The organism is Rhizobium bangladeshense, from assembly GCF_017357245.1.
GTDB lineage: Bacteria > Pseudomonadota > Alphaproteobacteria > Rhizobiales > Rhizobiaceae > Rhizobium > Rhizobium bangladeshense.
This window is the reverse complement of the sequence record NZ_CP071614.1, coordinates 160,398-179,243: the sequence shown is the minus strand read 5'-3', so window position 1 is coordinate 179,243 and position 18,846 is coordinate 160,398. Positions and strand designations below refer to the sequence as shown.

Here is an 18,846-nt window from a genome sequence, read left to right as displayed (position 1 = left end):
ACCGTTCCCTCCCCCTTGCCGTATCATATTTTCCGATATACATCATTTTATCGGAAAACCATGGGGAACTGATGGAACGTTCGTTTTTGACGATCGCTGCCGGCGAGAATGGGGAGGCGATACGGGCGCTTTCGGCGCCGGCGCGGATCGAGATTTTGAAGCTGCTCTGCGCCAAGGGGCCGCTCAACATCAACGATATCGCCCAGGCGCTTTCCCTTCCGCAATCCACCGTCGCGACCGGTATTCAGATCCTGGAAGATGCGGGGCTGGTGGATTCGCGGCTCGCCAAGGCGCGCAAGGGGAACCAGAAGATCTGCTCGGCGGTCTATAGCGAGATCCTGATCAGTTTCGAGGAAAGCGCGGCACAGAGGGCCAACAATATCATCGAGGTGGAGATGCCTGTGGGGCTCTATACGAGCTGCGACGTGCACGCGCCCTGCGGTCTCTGCTCCACCGAGAGCGTCATCGGCCCGCTCGATGTGCCCGATTATTTCCTCGATCCGCAGCGCATGCAGGCCGGCCTCGTCTGGTTCGGCCGCGGCTATGTCGAGTATAAATTTCCTAACAATGCCAAGGTCTTGAACAAGGATATACGCGCCATCGAATTTGCGCTGGAGCTGTCGTCCGAGGTGCCTGGCACCAATCCGGACTGGCCATCCGACATCACCCTCTGGGTCAACGGCATGGCGATCGGCACATGGACGTCGCCGGGCGATTACGGCGACAAGCGCGGCGCCTTCACGCCGGCCTGGTGGAAGCTCGAGGGTTCGCAATATGGCATGATGAAGACCTGGCGGATCTCGACGCGCGGCACCTTCATCGACGGGGTGGCGGCCTCGAATGTCACGCTCAGCGATCTGGCGCTCGGCCAGCATTCGTCGATCCGGCTGCGGGTCGGCATCGCCGAGAATGCCGGCCATACCGGTGGCGTGAACATCTTCGGCCGCGGCTTCGGCAATCACGGCCGCGACATCATCATGCGGCTGCATGTCTGATTTTATAGTATCGGATATCCTGATTTGAAAATCGCATTTATTTCGAATTTCAGCAGCCGCTAAATTTTACCAAGGTATTGAATCCGAACATCTTTCTGTCGGATCTGCATTTGTATGATTAAATCGGCGATTTGGTTGACATCACGACATTCCTGATATCAAGTTAGGGGCAAGAAAACAAAATTCTTGATACATAAACGGGAGGATCCGTTGAAGACGAATGTCGTTGCCCACCGCGATTTTCGCATCGCGACCATTGACGCCAGGCTCTACAGCTCGTTTCTCGAGCATCTCGGCAGAGCGATCTACGGCGGAATCTACGAGCCCGGACATCCCACCGCTGATGAAGACGGCTTCCGACGCGACGTGCTCGACCTGGTGCGTGAGCTCGACACGCCTTACTGCCGTTATCCCGGCGGCAATTTCGTCTCGGCCTATAATTGGGAAGACGGCGTCGGCCCGCGGTCGGAGCGCCCGGTTCGCCTCGACCTTGCCTGGCGCACCCGCGAAGCCAACCAGGTCGGCGTCAACGAATTCGTCGACTGGTGCAAGAAGGCCAATACCAAGCCGATGCTCGCCGTGAATCTAGGATCGCGCGGTCTCGATGCCGCCCGCAATTTCCTGGAATATTGCAATCATCCCGGCGGCACCTACTGGTCGGACCTGCGCCGCAAGCACGGCTGGTCCAATCCGCATGATGTCAAGCTCTGGTGCCTCGGCAACGAGATGGACGGCCCCTGGCAGGTCGGCCACAAATCGGCCTATGAATATGGCCGGCTGGCGGACGAGACGGCGAAAGCCATGCGCGGCTTCGACAAGTCGCTCGAGCTCGTCGTCTGCGGCTCGTCCAATTCCGACATGAAGACCTATCCTCAATGGGAGGCTGAGGTTCTCGACCAGTGCTATGACAGCGCCGACTACATCTCGCTGCATATGTATTTCGCCAACCGCGAGAAGAACACGCTGAACTACCTTGCCCGGGCGACGAAGCTCGACCGCTACATCACCACCATCGGCGGCGTGATCGATTACATCAAGGCGAAGAAGCGCTCGAAGAAGACGATCGGCATTTCCTTCGACGAGTGGAACGTCTGGTATCATTCCAACCAGCAGGACAAGGAGATCCTGGCGCGTGACGAATGGCCGGATGCGCCGCATCTGCTGGAAGACATCTATAATTTCGAGGACGTGCTGCAGGTTGGCGGCATCCTCAATACCTTCATCCGCCGCTCCGACCGGGTGCGCATCGCCTGCATCGCCCAGCTCGTCAACGTCATCGCCCCTATCATGACCGAGGACGGCGGTGCCGCCTGGCGCCAGACGATCTATTATCCCTTCTACTACGCCTCCAGATATGGCCGCGGCACGGCGCTGCAGCTCGTCGTCGACGGCCCGACCTATGACAGCGACGAGGAGAACGAGGTTCCCTATCTCGACGTCTCGGCGGTGCATTCCGAGGATGGCAGGAGCCTGACCTTCTTTGCCGTCAACCGCCATCCGGATACGGCGCTCGATCTCGACGTGCGGCTGGAAGGCTTCGGCGGCGCCCGCCTGATCGAACAGGTGGAAATGAGCCATGGCGATCTCGAAGCCGTCAACACGGCGCGGCGGCCGGAAACGGTCGTGCCCGCCAAGGTCGAGAGCGCAAGGGTCGAAGACGGACGGGTGCGGGCGGCGCTGAAACCGCTGTCCTATAACGTCGTCCGGCTGTCGGTGTGAATGAGATGGTTAGAGCATGATGTCTTCCGAAAACTGCTGAAACTTTTCGGCATCATGCTCTGGGATATTCGGCTCGGCTGCGAGGAGGCAGGCGGGCTGGAGAAATGGTTCGCCGAAGACCTGGAAGTTCCCAGGCTTCTGCGAACCGGCAACCGCGACATGCCCCTGCGTGCCTTTGCGGCCGCGGCATGATCGCTTTCAAGGGAGGAGTTCATGCAAAAGTGGAAGAGGTTTGCATTCGGCTTCGTGCTGGCCACCATCGGCCTGACCGCAGTGGCCGGAGCCCAGGAATACACCTCCTTGCCGCGCAAGGAGACGCTCATCGTTGAAAATCCGGAAGGGACGATCAAGAATCCCGGCTGGTTCAACATCTGGGTCAATGGCGGCGGCGGTGTTTCCACCGGCCTGCAGCAGCTGACCATGGATACGCTCTGGTATATCGACCCGGAACAGGGGCTTGGCGGCGCAGCCTGGGATAATTCGCTCGCCGCCGACAAGCCGCAATATAATGCCGACTTCACCGAGATGACCGTGAAGCTGCGCAAGGGGCTCTACTGGAGCGACGGCGTGGAATTCACGGCCGATGACGTGGTCTATACCGTCAAGACGCAGATGGACCACCCCGGCATGGTCTGGAGTGCGGCCTTCACCGTGCAGGTGGCAAGCGTCGAGGCGACCGATCCGCAGACCGTGGTCTTCAAGCTGAAGAAGCCGAATTCGCGTTTCCATGCGATCTTCACGGTGCGCTGGAACGGCGCCTGGATCATGCCCAAGCATGTCTTCGAGAAGGTGGAGGATCCGCTCCGCTACGATTTCGCCAATCCGGTCTCGCTCGGCGCCTACAAGCTCAAGTCCTACGATCCCCAGGGCCAGTGGTATACCTGGGAAAAGCGTGAGGACTGGCAGCGGACCTCGCTTGCGCGCTTTGGCGAGCCGGGCCCGAAATATGTAACCTATGTCGATCCCGGCCCGCCGGATAAACGCACCATCGCTCAGCTCGAGCACAATCTCGATATCATTCACGACAATACGCCGGAGGGCATGTTCACCCTCAAGGAGAAATCCAAGACGGTCGAAACCTGGTTCCCGGGCTTCCCCTTCGCCCATCCGGATCCGACACTGCCGGCCGTGATCTTCAACACCCAGAATCCGCCCTTCGACAAGGCCGATGTGCGCTGGGCGCTGGCCCTGCTGATCGACATCAAGGCGGTCGACATGGCGAGCTACCGTGGCGCTGCGACACTTTCGGCGCTCGGCGTGCCGCCGACGGCGGCCACGATGAAGGACTATCAGGCGCCGATGCAGGATTGGCTGAAGGACTTCGAGATCGATACCGGCAAGCGCAAGATCAAGCCTTATGATCCCACAATCGGACAACAGATTGCCGATATCCTGCGCAAGCAGCCGAAGTTCAAGGACCAGATCCCGACCGACCCGCAGGCGATCAGCGACGCCTTCGGCTATGGCTGGTGGAAACCGGATCCGCAGGCGGCGACCGAGCTTCTCGAGAAGGCCGGTTTCAAGAAAACCGGCGGCAAGTGGATGACGCCCGACGGCCAGCCGTTCCGGATCCGTATGACGGTGGAGGGCGATACGCGCTCCGTCTTCACCCGGGCCGGCACCCTTATCGCACAGCAATGGGCCGCATTCGGCATCGACGCCAAAGCCGTGCCCGCCGCCAAACTTTGGCAGACGGCGCTGCAACCCGGCGACTTCGAGGTGGCGATCGCCTGGAGCGTCGAAACCTGGGGCGGCGATCCCGACCTCTCCTTCTTCCTCGAAAGCTGGCACTCGCAGTTCGTGGCGAAGAAGGGTGAAAACCAGCCGCCGCGCAACTGGCAGCGCTGGTCCAATCCGGAGCTCGACAAGATCATCGAGAGCATCCGCGCCATCGGTCCCGAGGATCCGAAGGGCATGGAGCTCGGCAAGGAGTATCTGAAGCTGGTCGCCCGCGAAATGCCGACGATCCCGCTGATGTCCTATAACGTCTTCACCTCGATGGATACGACCTATTGGACCGGATATCCGACGATCAAGGATCCCTATACGGATCCGGTTCCGAACTGGGCGAATTCGCGGCTGATGATGGTCAAGCTGAAGCCGGCTCAGCCGCAATAACCCTCCCAACGCCGGCGCGCAAGCCATCGCGCCGGCCCCCTCATCGGCGGGCATGCGCCTCGGTTGCCATGCTCGTCGATCCTTTCCGGAAAGGAAAACAGAGAGGAACCTCCGCCTTATGACGTCCTATCTGATCTTTGTGCTGAAGCGGTTTGGTCAGTTTCTGCTCGTCGTCTTTCTCGGCGTGACGATCACCTTCTTCGTCACCCACCTGACCCCGATCGACCCGGTCGAAGAAAGCATAGGCGCCATCACCCAGATGGGTCAGTCCGACCCCAATGCGATCGAGCTGATGCGCAAGTCGCTGCGCGAGCTTTACGGCCTGGAAGGCTCGATCTGGCAGCAATATCTGAACTTCTGGCTGCGGCTTGCGACAGGCGATCTCGGCCCCTCGCTCTCGGCCTTCCCGACACCCGTTTCGACAATCATCCTGCGCTCGCTACCCTGGACGATCGGGCTGATGACGGTGTCGACGCTGATCACCTTCGTGCTCGGCAATGCGATCGGCGCGCTTGCCGGCTATTACCGCAAGAACATGGTGCTGAAGGGCGTGAGCCTGGTCTTCATCGCGCTGCTTCCCATACCCTATTATATCCTCGCCTTCGTGCTTCTCATCGTCTTCGGCTATCTCTGGCCGGTGCTGCCGATCACCGGCGGCTACGAGATGAACGCCAATCTGGACCTCTCCTTCGCGCTCGTCCTCGACATCCTCGAACATTCCATCCTGCCCGCCCTTTCGCTGATCCTTGTCGGCGCCGGCAGCTGGCTGATCGGGATGCGGGCGCTCGTCTCCAACATCATCACCGATGATTACGTCACCTTCGCCGAACTCGGCGGAGTGCCGAAGAACAAGATCCTCCGCTCCTATATCGCCCGCAACGCCATGGTGCCGCAATTCACCGGGCTTGCCATGTCGCTCGGCGCCATCTTCAACGGCACCGTCATCACCGAAATCGTCTTCGGCTATCCCGGCATCGGCAACCTGCTGATCGAAGCGGTGCATGCCGGCGACTACAGCCTGGTGCTCGGCCTCAGCGCGCTCTCGATCGTCGGCGTCGCCGCCGCCGTCTTCATCATCGACGTGCTGAGCCCTCTGATCGATCCGCGCATCAAGGTGGAATAGGCCATGTTTACCATCATCCGTGACCTCTCACGCCACAATATGGAATTCCTATGCGGCCTGCTGCTCTTTGCCGTGATCGTCGGGCTGGTCATCCTGTCCTATTTCTCGCCCTACGGCGCGAGCGACATCTATCTCCTGCCGCCCGACATGCCGCCCGACGGCGAATACTGGCTGGGCACGACATCGCGCGGCCAGGACGTTTTCTGGCAGCTGACGACCGGCCTTCGCAACACGCTCTATTTCGGCATCGGCGTCGCCATTCTCTCGCGCATCATCTCGCTGGTCGTCGGCCTGGTGGCCGGTTATGCCGGCGGCGCGGTCGACCGGGTGCTGATGGCGATCAACGACAGCGTCATGGTGATCCCGCAATTTCCGCTGCTGATCCTCTTCTATTTCGTGCTGAAGGACAGCATGACCTGGACGACTCTGATCGTTATCATGGCCCTGCTCGGCTGGTCCTACGACGCCCGCCTCATCCGCTCGGTGGCGATCGGCCTGAAGAGCAGGCCCTTTACCACCCAGAGCGTCTATTCCGGCATGACGATGCGCAAGATCCTGGTGGAGGAGCACCTGCCCTATGTGCTGCCGATCGTCTTCGCCACGACGATGAACAACATGATCTGGTCGATCGGCATGGAGATCACCCTTTCGGTGCTCGGCTTCACCGATATCGAGACGCCGACCATGGGCATGATGATCTACTGGGCCAATGCGCATTCGGCGCTGATCTCGGGCATATGGTGGTGGGTGGCCGCCCCTGTCGCCGTCATCGTCATCCTCTTCCTGGCGCTCTTCCTGCTCTCCATGTCGATGAACGAATACAATGATCCGCGCAGCCGGCTGAACCGGATGGGAAGTTAGCATGGAGAATCTGGTCGAAATCGAGAATTTGAAAGCCTATTACCGCGCCTTCCTTTTCGGCGTCGATCGCGAAGTGCGCGCCGTCGACGACATCAGCCTGACCATCGGCCGCGGCGAGGTCTACGGCGTTGCCGGCGAATCGAGCAGCGGCAAGACGACGCTAATCAAGACCATTGCCGGCGCCATCCGGCCGCCGCTCCGGGTCGTCTCGGGCAGCGTCAAATTCCATTTCGGCGGCGGCACCCAGGACATTTATGCGATGACGCCGGAGGAGCGCATGGCGCTGCGCTGGCGCCACCTCTCCTACATCATGCAGGGCTCGATGAATGTGCTGAACCCGGTGCGCCGGATCCGCCATTCCTTCACCGATTTCGCCTTCCGCCATGTGAAGGTGAGCAAGCCGGTGTTTTTCGAAAAGGTCGAGACCCACCTGCAGCGGCTGAAGCTCGATCCGCAGCTGCTCGACGCCTATCCGCACGAGCTCTCCGGCGGCATGCGCCAGCGCATGACAATTGCGCTCGCCACCATCCTGACGCCTGAGTTCATCATCGCCGACGAGCCGACGACGGCGCTCGACGTGATCGTGCAGCGGGACGTGCTGTCGATGATCCGCGACATCCAGCGCGAGATGGGCTCGTCCTTCCTGTTCGTCACCCACGACATGGGGGTGCACGCGACGGTCTCCGACCGCATCGGCATCGTCTATGCCGGGCGGCTGGTGGAGGAAGCGCCGACCCCGAAGCTCTTCAGCATGCCGCTCCACCCCTATACGCAGCACCTTGTCGGCAGCCTGCCGAAGATCGGCGACCCCACCACGCGGCCGTCGCTGGAGGGACGGCCGCCGAACCTTGCCATGCCGCCGGAGGGCTGCCGGTTTCACCCGCGCTGTCCCAAACGGATGGACATCTGCTCACAAAAGGTTCCGCCGCTCGTCACTGTCGAGCCTGGACGGCGGGTGGCGTGTTTTGCGGTTACGGGAGATCCGGTTTGAGTGCTCTGCTTCGCCTCTCGCATGTCACCAAGATCTACCGCCAGGGCGGCCTGCTCGGCCGGCGGCTGATCACCGCGGTGAAGGATGTCAGCTTCGAACTCGGCGAGGAGCCGGAGATCCTCTCGATCGTCGGCGAATCCGGCTCGGGCAAATCGACGGTGGCGGCGATGATCCTCGGCCAGACGGCACCGACCGAAGGCGAGCTGCAATTTGCCGGCAAGACCGTCGCGATCCACAACAGGGCCGAACGCACGGCCTTCATGAAGGAAGTGCAGCCGGTGCTGCAGAACCCCTTCGAGGCCTTCAACCCGCTGAAGCGGGTGGACCGTTATCTCTTCGAGACCGCCCGCAACTTCTCCGCCTCCGGCAAGCGGCCGGACCGGCAGCAGGCGGAGAAGATGGCCGACGCCGCCCTCCACCATGTCGGCCTGACGCTGGAAGAGGTGAAGGGCCGCTTCCCCCACGAACTCTCCGGCGGCCAGCTGCAGCGCGTCGCCATCGCCCGCGCGCTGATCCCCGAGCCCCGCCTGCTGGTGGCCGACGAACCGGTCTCGATGGTCGACGCCTCGCTGCGCATGGCGATCGTCAACCTCTTCGGCCGGCTGAAAAACGAACTCGGGCTTTCGATCATCTACATCACGCATGACCTGGCGACGGCTTATTATGTCAGCGACAATATCATCATCATGCGCAAGGGTGAGATTGTTGAACGTGGGCGGGCGCGGGCGGTGCTGGATGATCCGCAGCATGCGTATTCGCGGGCGCTGAAGGATGCGGTGCTGGCTGCGGATTTTGGGGCGGTGGGGTAGTTCGCCGCAGAACATATGGCGAATGGCTGCATTGCCCGCGCGCCCCGGCATCGTAGGGGGCGCCGATGGGAATGGTACTCATTCGCTGGATTCAGGTAACGATAAGCCACCGACAAACGGGCGTACTCGTAGGCAACTGGCACCATCATGATGATCTGCTGCGTCCACCCCGTAGTCGAGACGCTTCCACCGTACACCGTTCCCACCACAAATTAGCTGCCAGATGATGCCCGAGACGTGTCGGCTGTTGACGCGAAACCCGGCAGACCGATGCGCGCAACTGTGCGCAGATCATCAAGATGCATCTGAGTGAACCGAACTCTTGAGGATTCACCCGCTAGCTCGACTGTGATCTCCGGCACTGTCGCCGCGCTGATTCTCGCACGCAGATCAATGTCGTCTATAGGGTTGGCATGGCGCCACTTCGCAGCGCAAACTGGACATAATGCTAAATGGTTTTCCGCTTGCTCTCTCTCAAGCGAATCCAGGCATTCCACTGCCTCGAAATAGGGCGAGCCATCGGCAAGATTGAACGGCATCTTTCCGTGGCAGCCCTGGCACACCATCTCACCAACAGGGTTCGTGTAGTGATCTTCTAGATATGCCCGCGCGAGCGTTCGGCTTTCTGTATTGTTGGTACGCACGCTGCGTTCTCTGACCTCGGAGCTCTTGGTCGGCGCCGCTTGTGCGCGCGCAGCGAGCCGCTCAGCCCTTCGCGCAGGATTGCCAGATTCCCTCTCCGGAAATTCGATCGGTTCGAAAGATCGGCTGTTGATAGTTCGAATCATTTCTGCGCTGAAGGCAGCCAAAGCATCCGAGGAAAGGCTTCCCAACTGATCGACAAGTTCGGACGGAAGGCCGATAAGCTCCGCAGCCTGACGCCGTGCCTTGGCTAGCTCGCTACGCTGACGGTCCTGCTCTCCGAAACCAATGGCCCTCAGCCAATCTTCGTTTCCGCCGACCGTATAGCCCTTTGCAAGATCAGACTGGGTAATCTCATTTGGCTTCCGAAGTCGCCCGTCTTTCGTCGGAATCCAAGCGGCGTCCCGTAGAGCGATCGCCATTGACGAAGGCCGCTTACGCGCGGGGTAGGTTTGATTGGGCGAGAAGCTAGCAACCATGGTTGCAGCGCCGAACCGGTTCGCCGCGTCCCATACCAGCTTTGATATTGTCGGGTCTTGCCGTGCGAGGATCTCGGGAAGTTGGTCAATGCGATAATCGGAATTAGCACCCGTTCCGGTAAAGCGAGCCCCTCCCCAGCCGTGTCGAAGTTCGCCATAGTTTGGATGGCCGAATGGAATCGGGGATGACCAAACCACGAGGCGATCCTCCACGCCACATTTTTCCAGAAACGTCAAAAGGTCCTTACGAGGAAGCGACTTGTATCCTTCCCACAACGCCATCCTATCTCGACCTGCTATTTCCCCATCATAAATGCGTTGTAGGCCCGACTCGAGATAAGGCGATCCAAGATAGACGTTGCCGGCAACCTTGTAAGCGCCGTCTTCTCCCGCTCGAATGAAGGCGACGTTGTTGAAGAGGTTCACCTCTCCTGTGTCCTTCCACCACCGAACAAATCGACGCATGTGCCGCAAGTGTTGCTCACGATTGGGCCTTGGACCGTTACCCCTGTATTTGGTTCGGATGATTGCAGTGAGAAAGGCGCGCTCATCAAGATCGCGAACTCCCATCCTCCGAAGGAATTCTTCAACGTCCTTGCCTCGACCACGACCAAGCCTGATCAAGTTCTTCTTAACTAGATATAGCTCATCTTGCTCTGTCTCCTGGCCTAGGTCGCTATCGATCGGGGCAAAAACGGCATGTTTTGGGGAATGGCGCCGGCCATCCTCTAGTCTGACAAACTGCAGGTCCGAAATGTTGACTGACGGCCGTTGAACCTTCAACGCCGCCTCCAATGCGAGATAGAAATGTTGAAGCTGCTCGTCAGGCAATGCGTTGAACCACTTGAGACCACGCTGGCGCCAATCCTTGTCGCCATCGCGAACGAGGGGCTGAGCGCCGAGCACGTGCCGGAACGACGAGAAAAACCCCGACAAGCCGAATTCTTCCAGATTTAATGTGTTAATGAAGGTATCGATGCGGCTGTTCTTCGGCGCAGCAATGACCCAATGACGATCCGGCCGCTGACAGAACTCTGCGAGGCCGAGTTCGCCCAAGAGATCGCGGAGGTCTGCCGGTCCTCGAATCCCGGTGGCCGTCGTCGCAAAGCCGCCCCCGTGAACCGGGATTAATGCCTCGTCGGCAAATTTGGCGATAATCGCATCGAGAATAGGTGCGAATGTGGTTGGGAGTTCATCCGAGGCATTGGGCAAGATACCGAGGGCGGTGCGCTTGAGCATCCCGCGATCGCGCAATGAAGGAAGCGCATCAGCAATCATGCCAGCGATGGCATCAACCAATCCGGCATTCCAGCTATCTTCGCGTTTGATGTTACCGCGGTTATCGGTGAGCTGGAAAGGACCATGAATGATGAAGTGCAAGCCGGTGAGCTCTTCGGTCTCGAAGAACACCATTAGACGCGTTGGGGCTTCCTCGGGGATCAAGTCGCCAGCGCCATTGATCCGAAACGCGGCCTTAACTTCATATTGCTTGCGGTCCTTTTGGTGCTCAACGGCGCGCGCTAACACCAGGAAGCGATCAACGTGGTTGGTTCCGTCGGGCATATGGGAGTGGATCGAACGGATCGATCCATCGGCATCCGTAACTTGCGCACTGCCGCGTAGCGCTCCATCGGTCCATTCGAGCCGCTTTATATTACGAAGGAATAGAAGCGAGCGGGCGCCAGACGCGGTGAGACCCTCCCGCGCTCGCGTCAGCGTGAGATCAGCACGATCGGCTCGCAACGGAAGAACGATCCTTGTTGTGGCCTCCGCATGCCCGGATTCAATGAGACGGGGAACGACAAGATTCTCAATCGCAAAAGCCAAGGACTCATCCTCGACGAAAGAATGAATTTCTGGACGCTCGGTAACGACGTACACCGACTTGAACCCAATCCCGAAGCAACCAATCTTGTGGCCGTCATCCAGCTTCGTCGTATTTCCGATCCCAGTGATGCCCTCAATATCATCACGGTCGAAAGGGCGGCCGTTATGCTCAAATACAATGCGGGTTGGCTCGAGTGCGAACCGAACCCAAGTGGCTCCCGTATCCTCGGCGTTCTGGAGGAGTTCAAAAATGAAGTGGCTAGGGTCGGCATATTTATCGACCGTCGCGTTCCAGATACCACGATCAAAGTTGTTCTCATGATTCGCCAAGACCCACCGTTCACGCTTAGCGCGGAGGTTGTCGAGCCAGTCGTGAAAAGTGGTACCCATATTTAATGCTCCACTCTGAGCGTGCCCGAAGCGACACGGCGGGGAATGATATCAGCGCGGCGCTCTGCGGCAACAAGACCCTCAAGCGCCTCACCGCGATCTGCGTTCGCGCGTGCGAGCTGGCCAGCGCGCATTCGCCGAATACGATCTTCAGAAGCGGCCGCGAGCTGTTCTTCTAAAATTGCGACACGTGCGCGATGGCTGGCCTCCAGACTATCACGCCGGAATCTCGCGATCTCAGCCGCCTCCGCGACGTGCGCGGCACGCCGACGGGTCCAAAGGTCATGATGCCAGCTTTCAAGCCCTTCAATCGTAGCACTGTCCGGAGGCGCCACGTCGGCAGCATCTGCTGCCGACGTAAACACATCCATGAACGCGGCGCCGACAGTTGAGTCTTCTACAACGGGCACGAGCATCGCATCTTCGCGAAGCCCGCGCATCTGCCATTGATAGATCGCAAAAGGGTGATCGCCTAAAGTGAGCTCTGGGTCCTTAACGCGCAACGTGACCACCACCTCCTCATCGCCAGCAAATGACCGCGCGGCAGCCTGAGTGAGCGGGTGTACGGGTGTGATGAAGGCCAACGAACGGTCTTCGTTGGCAGTCTCTCGGTCGAAGGTCAAAGCAAGCGTTTGTTGATCGCCGCGCAGCCATGTTTCCCAATCTCGATCAGCCAGGCTAAGGCGCGTGCCGCGTGCACGTGGTGGGACAAGACGTCGTCGCGCGTCGGCCGCGAGCCGAAGACTCTTCACAGTACCCTGTCCGCTGATCGGATTACGACCGACGTCCAGCTCCCGCTCTAGGTGAAGCCCCACCAAACGCTCGATCGCGACCGGCTCCAGCCAGCGACTTGAAGCCTCGGCGATCTCATCATTCATGCGTGTGCGCTCAATGCGCACGCCAAACAGTTCTGCTTCCCGCTCCTCAAGCGCGTCGGCCTCAATTATCTGGCGGATTTCATTATCGGCAAGTTGCTGTAGGCGAGCCTGGCGCTCCACCTCAGTCAGAAGAAAGTCGTCGGCAACCGCCTGCAGGCGACCAGCGATCTCGCCCAATATCGCCTCGCTCCCTCCGATCGACCGTTCGAAAACGCCAATACGCTGCAAGCAACGCTGGAAGATATCGAAGTCTACGGTGCCAGGCGTGACAAAGTTATATATCGCGACCGTCTGGCTGCTTTGACCATAGCGGTCAATTCGGCCGATACGTTGTTCGATGCGCATTGGATTCCAAGGAATATCGAAGTTCACGAGCGCATCGCAAAACTGGAAGTCGAGACCTTCAGATCCAACCTCCGAGGAAAGAAGGATTTCGATAGCGTCCGGATGCCCCGGCGTTAGTGCGAATGCCTTGCGCAGCGCCCGCCGATCGTCGTCGCCGACTCCACCATGAATAAGCCCTACGCGAACACCGCGCGATCGCAATGCTTCATTGAGGTAAAACAGTGTATGTCGAAATGAACTGAAGATGAGCAAACGGCGGTTCACCATACCGCCCTTCTGACTAACGATGTCAATGAGCGCTGCCAACTTCGGATCATCATCCGGCAATCCGCGCGCGCGATTGACGATTGCCGCGATCTCTTCGCGTATACCGTCAATATCGCCATCGGCGTGGTCTAACGCTTCATCGTCCATTTCGACGAGTTCGAGATCGGTAAGACGCCGCGTTAGTATATCCTCGAGGAAGGGCACCAGTCCGTGCAACGAGCTCGCCGCCTGCCGGCGAATCGTTGTCATCAGAAAACCAAGTGGACCTGCCCCATGCGTTCGTAGATAGATACCCCGCTGAAGCGAGAGCAGATCATCATGAACCGCTTGTTGCTCAGGCGTAAAAGGCACTTCAACGGTACGGGCTTTTCGGCTTGTGAAGTTGCCAATATCGCGCCGCCGCGTACGGCTGATCATCGATGCGAAGCTGTGAAGCGACTCGGCGGGCCTGATAAGACGAACGCGGTCGTCATCGCTTGTGGCAGCACGCGTCGCTGCGATAAGATTGCGAAACTCGGGCGATGGCGCAAGCATAACCCGGCCCCAATCGGTGCTTGCAGCTTTGTTCATTTGTCCGATCGCGGCATCCTGCCATCCGGGGGCTGCCCCGCGAATCGCGGCGATTGCTTCGTTGATGGCTTCGTTGGGTTGGGCCATCCGCTCAAACGTTGGGCGGTCAATCACAAGATCTGGCCGCAACAGGTTGAGTAGCGAGAACAGGTCTCCTGTTCCAAGCTGAACCGGGGTCGCAGTAATCAAAACGACCGCCTCCGCGTTGTCGGCAAGAATGCGGAGGCCCTGATGCAAGCTCGTGTCAGCGTTTCGTGCGTTATGGGCCTCGTCAACGATCAACAGGTCAAAGCGCGGCGGCGTGTCGAGCGTACTGAGACCGGGGCCGCGGCCGCCTCTCCCTAAAGGGTAGCCTTGCAATAGCCTCTCATTAACGAGCGAAAAGGGCAGGATCGCACGCGAATAACGGTCTGGCCACTCGCCTTCGATATCACTCTGATCAAGGCAGTATCGAAGCTCATCACTACCGAGCGTCACAAACTCTTCGTCGAAACGACGCATCTCACGGTGCCATTTTTCTTCCGCCACAAGCGCCTTCGAACAAACGACTAGCACCGAACGCAGCGGCCGGCGCGCCTGCAACTCCCGAAGCAGAAGACCTGCTTCAATAGTCTTGCCGACGCCGACTTCATCGGCAACCAGCAACCTCGGACGATCAGCGCGTATGAATTTCAGAACTGGCCGGAACTGATAGGGGATGAAGTCAATACGACCTGCCTGCAACGAATAGAGATTCGCGATGCTTGGTTCGGCAAGTTGCAGGGCTGTCAGGCGTGCATGGAACTCACTCAGAGTTGCACGCACCGCGCCTGGCGCGAGATTTGCCCGTACAACCTGACTCAAATACAGGGTCTCAAGGCGCCCGTCGATGAACACGTTAAGCCGCGTTTCTCGATTACTTGGTGTGATCCCAGTAATGACGCCAATTCGTGTGGGATCCGATCGCAAAGCGACAGTCTCGCCGATCCGTAGCGATGGTGGCGGCTGGACCTCGGCGACACGGGCTGCGATAATCTCTCGTACCTTTCTCTCCAATGCGTCTACATCAACGCCGTGCGCGCGAGCGGTTTCGATAATTTCATCGTCGGTCGCTTCGAGAATGCTTTCCGCGATAAGTGCAAGAACTTGATCATTGGCAGGGCGGCTGGTCGTCATTTGGTCCATCCTGGTTTGAATCGGCGCCTAAGCGCGCGCGTCATCCGGCGGCGTGCGGTATCGTAACCGGTGGCGTCCAGGCCGAGTGCATCGCACGCCTGCTTGCGGCTCGTCTGGGTCATGATGTGATCGAAAATGCCTGTCGCCACCGGATCACCTGAGAGTGCCGCTCTCATGCGGTGGGCAAGGTCGGCTAAATCGAAGCCATCTTCCATGGCGGCATCGCAGTGCTGGCTGAGTTGATCCGCGACAAGCGGTTCGCGCATATCCTCATGACGCCATTGGCTGGCAATGCTGCGCATCACCTGAGAAAGGAAAGCATGGAGAGAAAGGCTAGCGGGCCACGGCCTGTCCCCTGCTAAAACCCTGGCAAGCGCCTCATTGAGCAAATCCGATGCTTGGCGACGTGGGTTGCCGCGGACCCAGGTCTCCGCGAGGGCGGCAAGGCGCAGCAAATCAGCCTGCCGTTGACGGCCTAGGAGCCGCCCAACCTCCAATAATGATAGATGTTCGACATCGTCTTCCATCAGCTTGCCACATGTCCATTCAACTACATTGCGCGAATGAACGACAAAATGGGAAGGACGGTAGAAATTTTTTTGCCGCGGCCCATAGCGGAGCAGCAGCACCCGTCTAAGATCAACCCATTCTGCTAGGCATTACATCGCGCCAGTTAGAAACCCTAACATCTGGCAGAAAAGTCCATTCTAGAATTTTATTCCAAACAACCCGCCGCCAGTATCATCGGATAGCCTTGTAGGTATAATGAAAGATGAAGGATCAAAAATTGGCTCTCCTCCCGCTATCTCTTCGTTTTTTATCTTGTCCAAATCATCCGAGTTCATCGCGACGATATATTGAACCCCAAGTTTCTTTGCTTTGTCATTTGCATAACTTAACGCCAAACCAACTTGCCGACCATCGACGCCGTCAAAGATATGGCTGTCGTGCACTAAGAAGTCGGGGCCCTTTCCTTGTCGCCTGGCGGCCTGGAGCAAGACCCAATCAAAACAAAACACCTGCATATGGCTTTTGCCGCCGCTCTTCTTCCCAACGATATCAGTGTCAATTTCTAATCCACCGACGCCTTTAGATCGCCCGAGTATCAAGTTTCCGGGGATGTCATAAAGCCATCGGGAAACCTCTGCGAAGGCCTGGACTGCGAACTTACGAGCTTCATCTCGTTCTTGGACATCATGGCCGATCAATTCGACCTGCTCACTGATCTGCCGCTTTAAACGAGCTTGCTCCTCTACGACGTCCCGCAAGCGCGGAATCTGCACATTCAGGTCAGCCATCTCGATCTCGAACGCATGCAGTTCCGATTGAAGTCGGGTCAGGCGATCAATCGCGATGCCAGATTGCAGTATCCCGAGCTTTTCTTTCAATCCCTTTTGAAATCGATCTATCTCCGTCCGGCGTTCTTTGATTCGTTGTTCGGCTCTTCGCTTTTCATCAGTGAGCTGAATATGTCTGTTCTCAGCCAGTTTGCGATGAAATTCCGCAACCTCGCTAAAGCGACGCTTCACCTGATCAGGGAAGAATACTCCAACTTGCTCGTACATCGTACGCACGTCCGCTAGGTTTGCATCCTCAACCTCCTGCAGCGCAAGGTTGATGCTCTCAACAAGATCGAGGTCCTTGAGGTTGGCTTCGTTCAACTCGCGAATGTCATTCGCGAAAGCATTAGCTGCTCTCTCATGGTCCCTGTAGCCGTCGATCACCTCAGAGGACGCAATCTCGCGCCGCTTCCTCTCCACCTCGACTTCTAGAATATCAAGGCGAGATTGCATTTTATTGAGATCGAGAGCACCGTTCGAAAAATACCCTTCTCTTATCATGCCTACTAGGTTGTCGGCCTTCTTCTTCTGCTCCTTAAGTAGCTGTAGCTTTTGAATGAGCTTCCAATCGAAACCGAGGAGGTAAGCAAGATTAATCTGGCTATCCCACGCATTTTGATCAGACGAATTTAGAATCGGGTTATTGAAAGCCCCGTTCCTCGCCTTGCGCACAAAATACGCAAAGAGAGCGCCGAATTTCGGCGCAAAAGTGCCATTCGAATCCTCATCGCTGAGCCCAAACCATTTCAGAGCAAGCTTCGACCGAAGCTCCTTGAATTCGATTGCTTTGCCGTCCAGAGAGGCTTCGTCACGATCCTTGCCGGTATTTGTTTTACGCGAGATCGTGTAATCTCGTCCTTCCTCACGGAACCTCGCCCCGAACGTTCGACCGACGAGCATCTCTTTGTGAAAATCGTCCTCAGGATTCTTCCGGTCTTGAACGAGCAGGTGAAGAAGTTCGACCATGCTGGTTTTGCCGGTGCCATTACGGGTATCTCGCGCTCCAGACGTCTCGTGCCTTTCGGCCAACAGGATGTTAAGACCTGGAGTGAATGTCAAAGTTCGAAAGCTCGCTAGGTCACTGTGGATGTCGGTGATCATTGGTTCAATTTCCTCAATGTACCTGCTTCGAACCGAAGGGCACCGACCGCAAAAAGAAAATCAACCGCCAGCAAAAACCAATCGAAGTGAATAGTCGCCATCCCATTCTCGCGCCTGCGCAGCTGAGTGTCGTGAAATAAGGTCGACACTGTCTTGGGTCGGCTAAGCTCCGCAAGAACCTCCGCTCCTACGCCGACGAGCGAGTTCTCCGTTTTAATGTGTTTCGTCGGCAACAGCATCAAATCACCGGAGCGTTCTGAAAAACGTCACACGAGTCAAAGAAGTAGGTCACAATAATGTGCGACGCCGCCACTTCTTCTGAAGTCGCACCGATTCGCACGTACTCGCAGAGCTTTCCAAAGATCTCATCAGGGTCGTAGCCGAGGCCGATGAGTTGTGCGTATTTCTCTCTCATAGCTGTTTGAATTATGCTGACATTTGCGGGGTTGTTCTGACCATTCAGAAAACGGCTGACCACATCAATTTTCGATCGAGCCCGCCTTATATCAAACTTCGACGCCGGACTTAGCTGGTTGTATTCTAATTTTTCCTCATTTGGAATTTCGCCGAACTCCAACGTGCCGAACTGCTTCGCGCATTCGGTTATGATCTTCTTCAACAGAGGCCGAACGTGCTCCATCTGGACCCCTTCAATGTCGATCGCAGCCCTGGGATAGAGATCGATCATCTGCTGAAGTGACAACTTATCGTGAAGCTCGTCCTTCAAAAATCGGCGAGACACCGCTGAGATAGTGACTTGAGGGTATGCCTCACGGAGTTCCTCTAATTTGTCGCTCGCGGATGTCGGCACTCCATCACGATTGTTATGCACAAAGACCCATGCCTTCATTTTTGGCCAGAAACTGAGAACCTCTGGGAAAGAATCCGCAATTTTCGTGGCGGCATTGCTCGCAAATTTGGCCGGTGATTCAGGTGCATAACACTGGTAGATGGTCTCTATGGAAACTCGGCGCCCGTCGCTCTTTTTGTCACCGCTCTTACCCCCTGCCTTGACGAGCTCGAAGTCCATTCCAAACACACAGGCAGCCAGATCAGCGAACCATTTTTCAAATTCGGTCTGATTCAAGTCTTTGAAGTTAAAATCGAAGAACAGGTCGAAATCGGACTTCTTTTTCATTGATAGCTCACAATTTTTCGTCGATCCAACGAAAGAATAAATGACCTCAATGGTTGTACTTGTGAAGGGCCGAAACTCAATTAACTGTGGAAGAACTC

Annotated in this window: 14 protein-coding genes; 8 read left to right on the top strand and 6 right to left on the bottom strand. The window is 57.6% G+C overall.

Going from position 1 to position 18,846, the window contains the following annotated elements; all coding sequences use genetic code 11:
* Nucleotides 1-71 precede the first annotated feature (71 nt).
* The 8 genes from J2J98_RS24695 to J2J98_RS24660 all read left to right on the top strand — a co-directional run bounded on the left by J2J98_RS24695 (nucleotide 72) and on the right by J2J98_RS24660 (nucleotide 8,616).
* Nucleotides 72-995 (top strand): ArsR/SmtB family transcription factor, encoded by a 924-nt coding sequence (locus J2J98_RS24695; protein ID WP_064707477.1) that lies wholly within the window; start codon nucleotides 72-74, stop codon nucleotides 993-995.
* A 210-nt stretch (nucleotides 996-1,205) separates the two neighbouring features.
* Complete coding sequence (gene arfA, locus J2J98_RS24690) at nucleotides 1,206-2,714, top strand: arabinosylfuranosidase ArfA (RefSeq protein WP_207603747.1); 1,509 nt, start codon at nucleotides 1,206-1,208, stop codon at nucleotides 2,712-2,714.
* Nucleotides 2,715-2,906 (top strand): hypothetical protein, encoded by a 192-nt coding sequence (locus tag J2J98_RS24685; protein ID WP_207603746.1) that lies wholly within the window; start codon nucleotides 2,715-2,717, stop codon nucleotides 2,904-2,906.
* 21 nt (nucleotides 2,907-2,927) lie between these two features.
* Complete coding sequence (locus tag J2J98_RS24680; protein ID WP_207603745.1) at nucleotides 2,928-4,832, top strand: ABC transporter substrate-binding protein; 1,905 nt, start codon at nucleotides 2,928-2,930, stop codon at nucleotides 4,830-4,832.
* Between the two features lie 118 nt (nucleotides 4,833-4,950).
* Nucleotides 4,951-5,955, top strand: coding sequence for an ABC transporter permease (locus tag J2J98_RS24675; protein WP_064707246.1), 1,005 nt, complete (start codon nucleotides 4,951-4,953; stop codon nucleotides 5,953-5,955).
* Between the two features lie 3 nt (nucleotides 5,956-5,958).
* Nucleotides 5,959-6,816, top strand: a complete 858-nt coding sequence (locus tag J2J98_RS24670) for an ABC transporter permease (protein ID WP_207603744.1) — start codon at nucleotides 5,959-5,961, stop codon at nucleotides 6,814-6,816.
* Nucleotide 6,817: 1 nt separating this feature from the next.
* Nucleotides 6,818-7,807, top strand: coding sequence for an ABC transporter ATP-binding protein (locus tag J2J98_RS24665; RefSeq protein WP_207603743.1), 990 nt, complete (start codon nucleotides 6,818-6,820; stop codon nucleotides 7,805-7,807).
* Entirely contained in the window at nucleotides 7,804-8,616 is an 813-nt protein-coding gene (locus J2J98_RS24660; RefSeq protein ID WP_207603742.1) for an ABC transporter ATP-binding protein, read from the top strand. The genes J2J98_RS24665 and J2J98_RS24660 overlap by 4 nt, the downstream gene beginning before the upstream one ends.
* Nucleotides 8,617-8,828: 212 nt before the next feature.
* Here J2J98_RS24660 and J2J98_RS24655 read toward each other — a convergent pair whose 3' ends face one another.
* The 6 genes from J2J98_RS24655 to J2J98_RS24635 all read right to left on the bottom strand — a co-directional run bounded on the left by J2J98_RS24655 (nucleotide 8,829) and on the right by J2J98_RS24635 (nucleotide 18,748).
* Nucleotides 8,829-11,954, bottom strand: coding sequence for a sacsin N-terminal ATP-binding-like domain-containing protein (locus J2J98_RS24655; RefSeq protein ID WP_207603741.1), 3,126 nt, complete (start codon nucleotides 11,952-11,954; stop codon nucleotides 8,829-8,831).
* 2 nt (nucleotides 11,955-11,956) lie between these two features.
* Nucleotides 11,957-15,169: a DEAD/DEAH box helicase gene (locus tag J2J98_RS24650; protein ID WP_207603740.1), complete on the bottom strand. Its 3,213-nt coding sequence runs from the start codon at nucleotides 15,167-15,169 to the stop codon at nucleotides 11,957-11,959.
* On the bottom strand, nucleotides 15,166-15,696 hold the full coding sequence (locus J2J98_RS24645) for a hypothetical protein (protein WP_207603739.1): 531 nt from the start codon (nucleotides 15,694-15,696) through the stop codon (nucleotides 15,166-15,168). The genes J2J98_RS24650 and J2J98_RS24645 overlap by 4 nt, the downstream gene beginning before the upstream one ends.
* Before the next feature lie 180 nt (nucleotides 15,697-15,876).
* The gene (locus tag J2J98_RS24640) at nucleotides 15,877-17,610 is read right to left on the bottom strand and encodes a DUF2326 domain-containing protein (protein ID WP_207603738.1); all 1,734 of its coding nucleotides are present in this window, start codon (nucleotides 17,608-17,610) and stop codon (nucleotides 15,877-15,879) included.
* Nucleotides 17,607-17,849: an ABC-three component system middle component 6 gene (locus J2J98_RS30790; RefSeq protein WP_311044220.1), complete on the bottom strand. Its 243-nt coding sequence runs from the start codon at nucleotides 17,847-17,849 to the stop codon at nucleotides 17,607-17,609. The genes J2J98_RS24640 and J2J98_RS30790 overlap by 4 nt, the downstream gene beginning before the upstream one ends.
* Nucleotides 17,849-18,748: an ABC-three component system protein gene (locus tag J2J98_RS24635; protein WP_207603737.1), complete on the bottom strand. Its 900-nt coding sequence runs from the start codon at nucleotides 18,746-18,748 to the stop codon at nucleotides 17,849-17,851. Before J2J98_RS24635 ends, J2J98_RS30790 begins: the two co-directional genes overlap by 1 nt.
* Between the last annotated feature and the right edge of the window lie 98 nt (nucleotides 18,749-18,846).

Coding starts and splice junctions, on each gene's coding strand:
- J2J98_RS24685 (WP_207603746.1), top strand. CDS start 2,715: ATGAGATGGTTAGAGCATGATGTCTTCCGAAAACTGCTGAAACTTTTC.
- J2J98_RS24675 (WP_064707246.1), top strand. CDS start 4,951: ATGACGTCCTATCTGATCTTTGTGCTGAAGCGGTTTGGTCAGTTTCTG.
- J2J98_RS24645 (WP_207603739.1), bottom strand. CDS start 15,696: ATGGAAGACGATGTCGAACATCTATCATTATTGGAGGTTGGGCGGCTC.
- J2J98_RS24655 (WP_207603741.1), bottom strand. CDS start 11,954: ATGGGTACCACTTTTCACGACTGGCTCGACAACCTCCGCGCTAAGCGT.
- J2J98_RS24680 (WP_207603745.1), top strand. CDS start 2,928: ATGCAAAAGTGGAAGAGGTTTGCATTCGGCTTCGTGCTGGCCACCATC.
- J2J98_RS24640 (WP_207603738.1), bottom strand. CDS start 17,610: ATGATCACCGACATCCACAGTGACCTAGCGAGCTTTCGAACTTTGACA.
- J2J98_RS30790 (WP_311044220.1), bottom strand. CDS start 17,849: ATGCTGTTGCCGACGAAACACATTAAAACGGAGAACTCGCTCGTCGGC.
- J2J98_RS24650 (WP_207603740.1), bottom strand. CDS start 15,169: ATGACGACCAGCCGCCCTGCCAATGATCAAGTTCTTGCACTTATCGCG.
- J2J98_RS24695 (WP_064707477.1), top strand. CDS start 72: ATGGAACGTTCGTTTTTGACGATCGCTGCCGGCGAGAATGGGGAGGCG.
- J2J98_RS24665 (WP_207603743.1), top strand. CDS start 6,818: ATGGAGAATCTGGTCGAAATCGAGAATTTGAAAGCCTATTACCGCGCC.
- J2J98_RS24670 (WP_207603744.1), top strand. CDS start 5,959: ATGTTTACCATCATCCGTGACCTCTCACGCCACAATATGGAATTCCTA.
- J2J98_RS24635 (WP_207603737.1), bottom strand. CDS start 18,748: ATGAAAAAGAAGTCCGATTTCGACCTGTTCTTCGATTTTAACTTCAAA.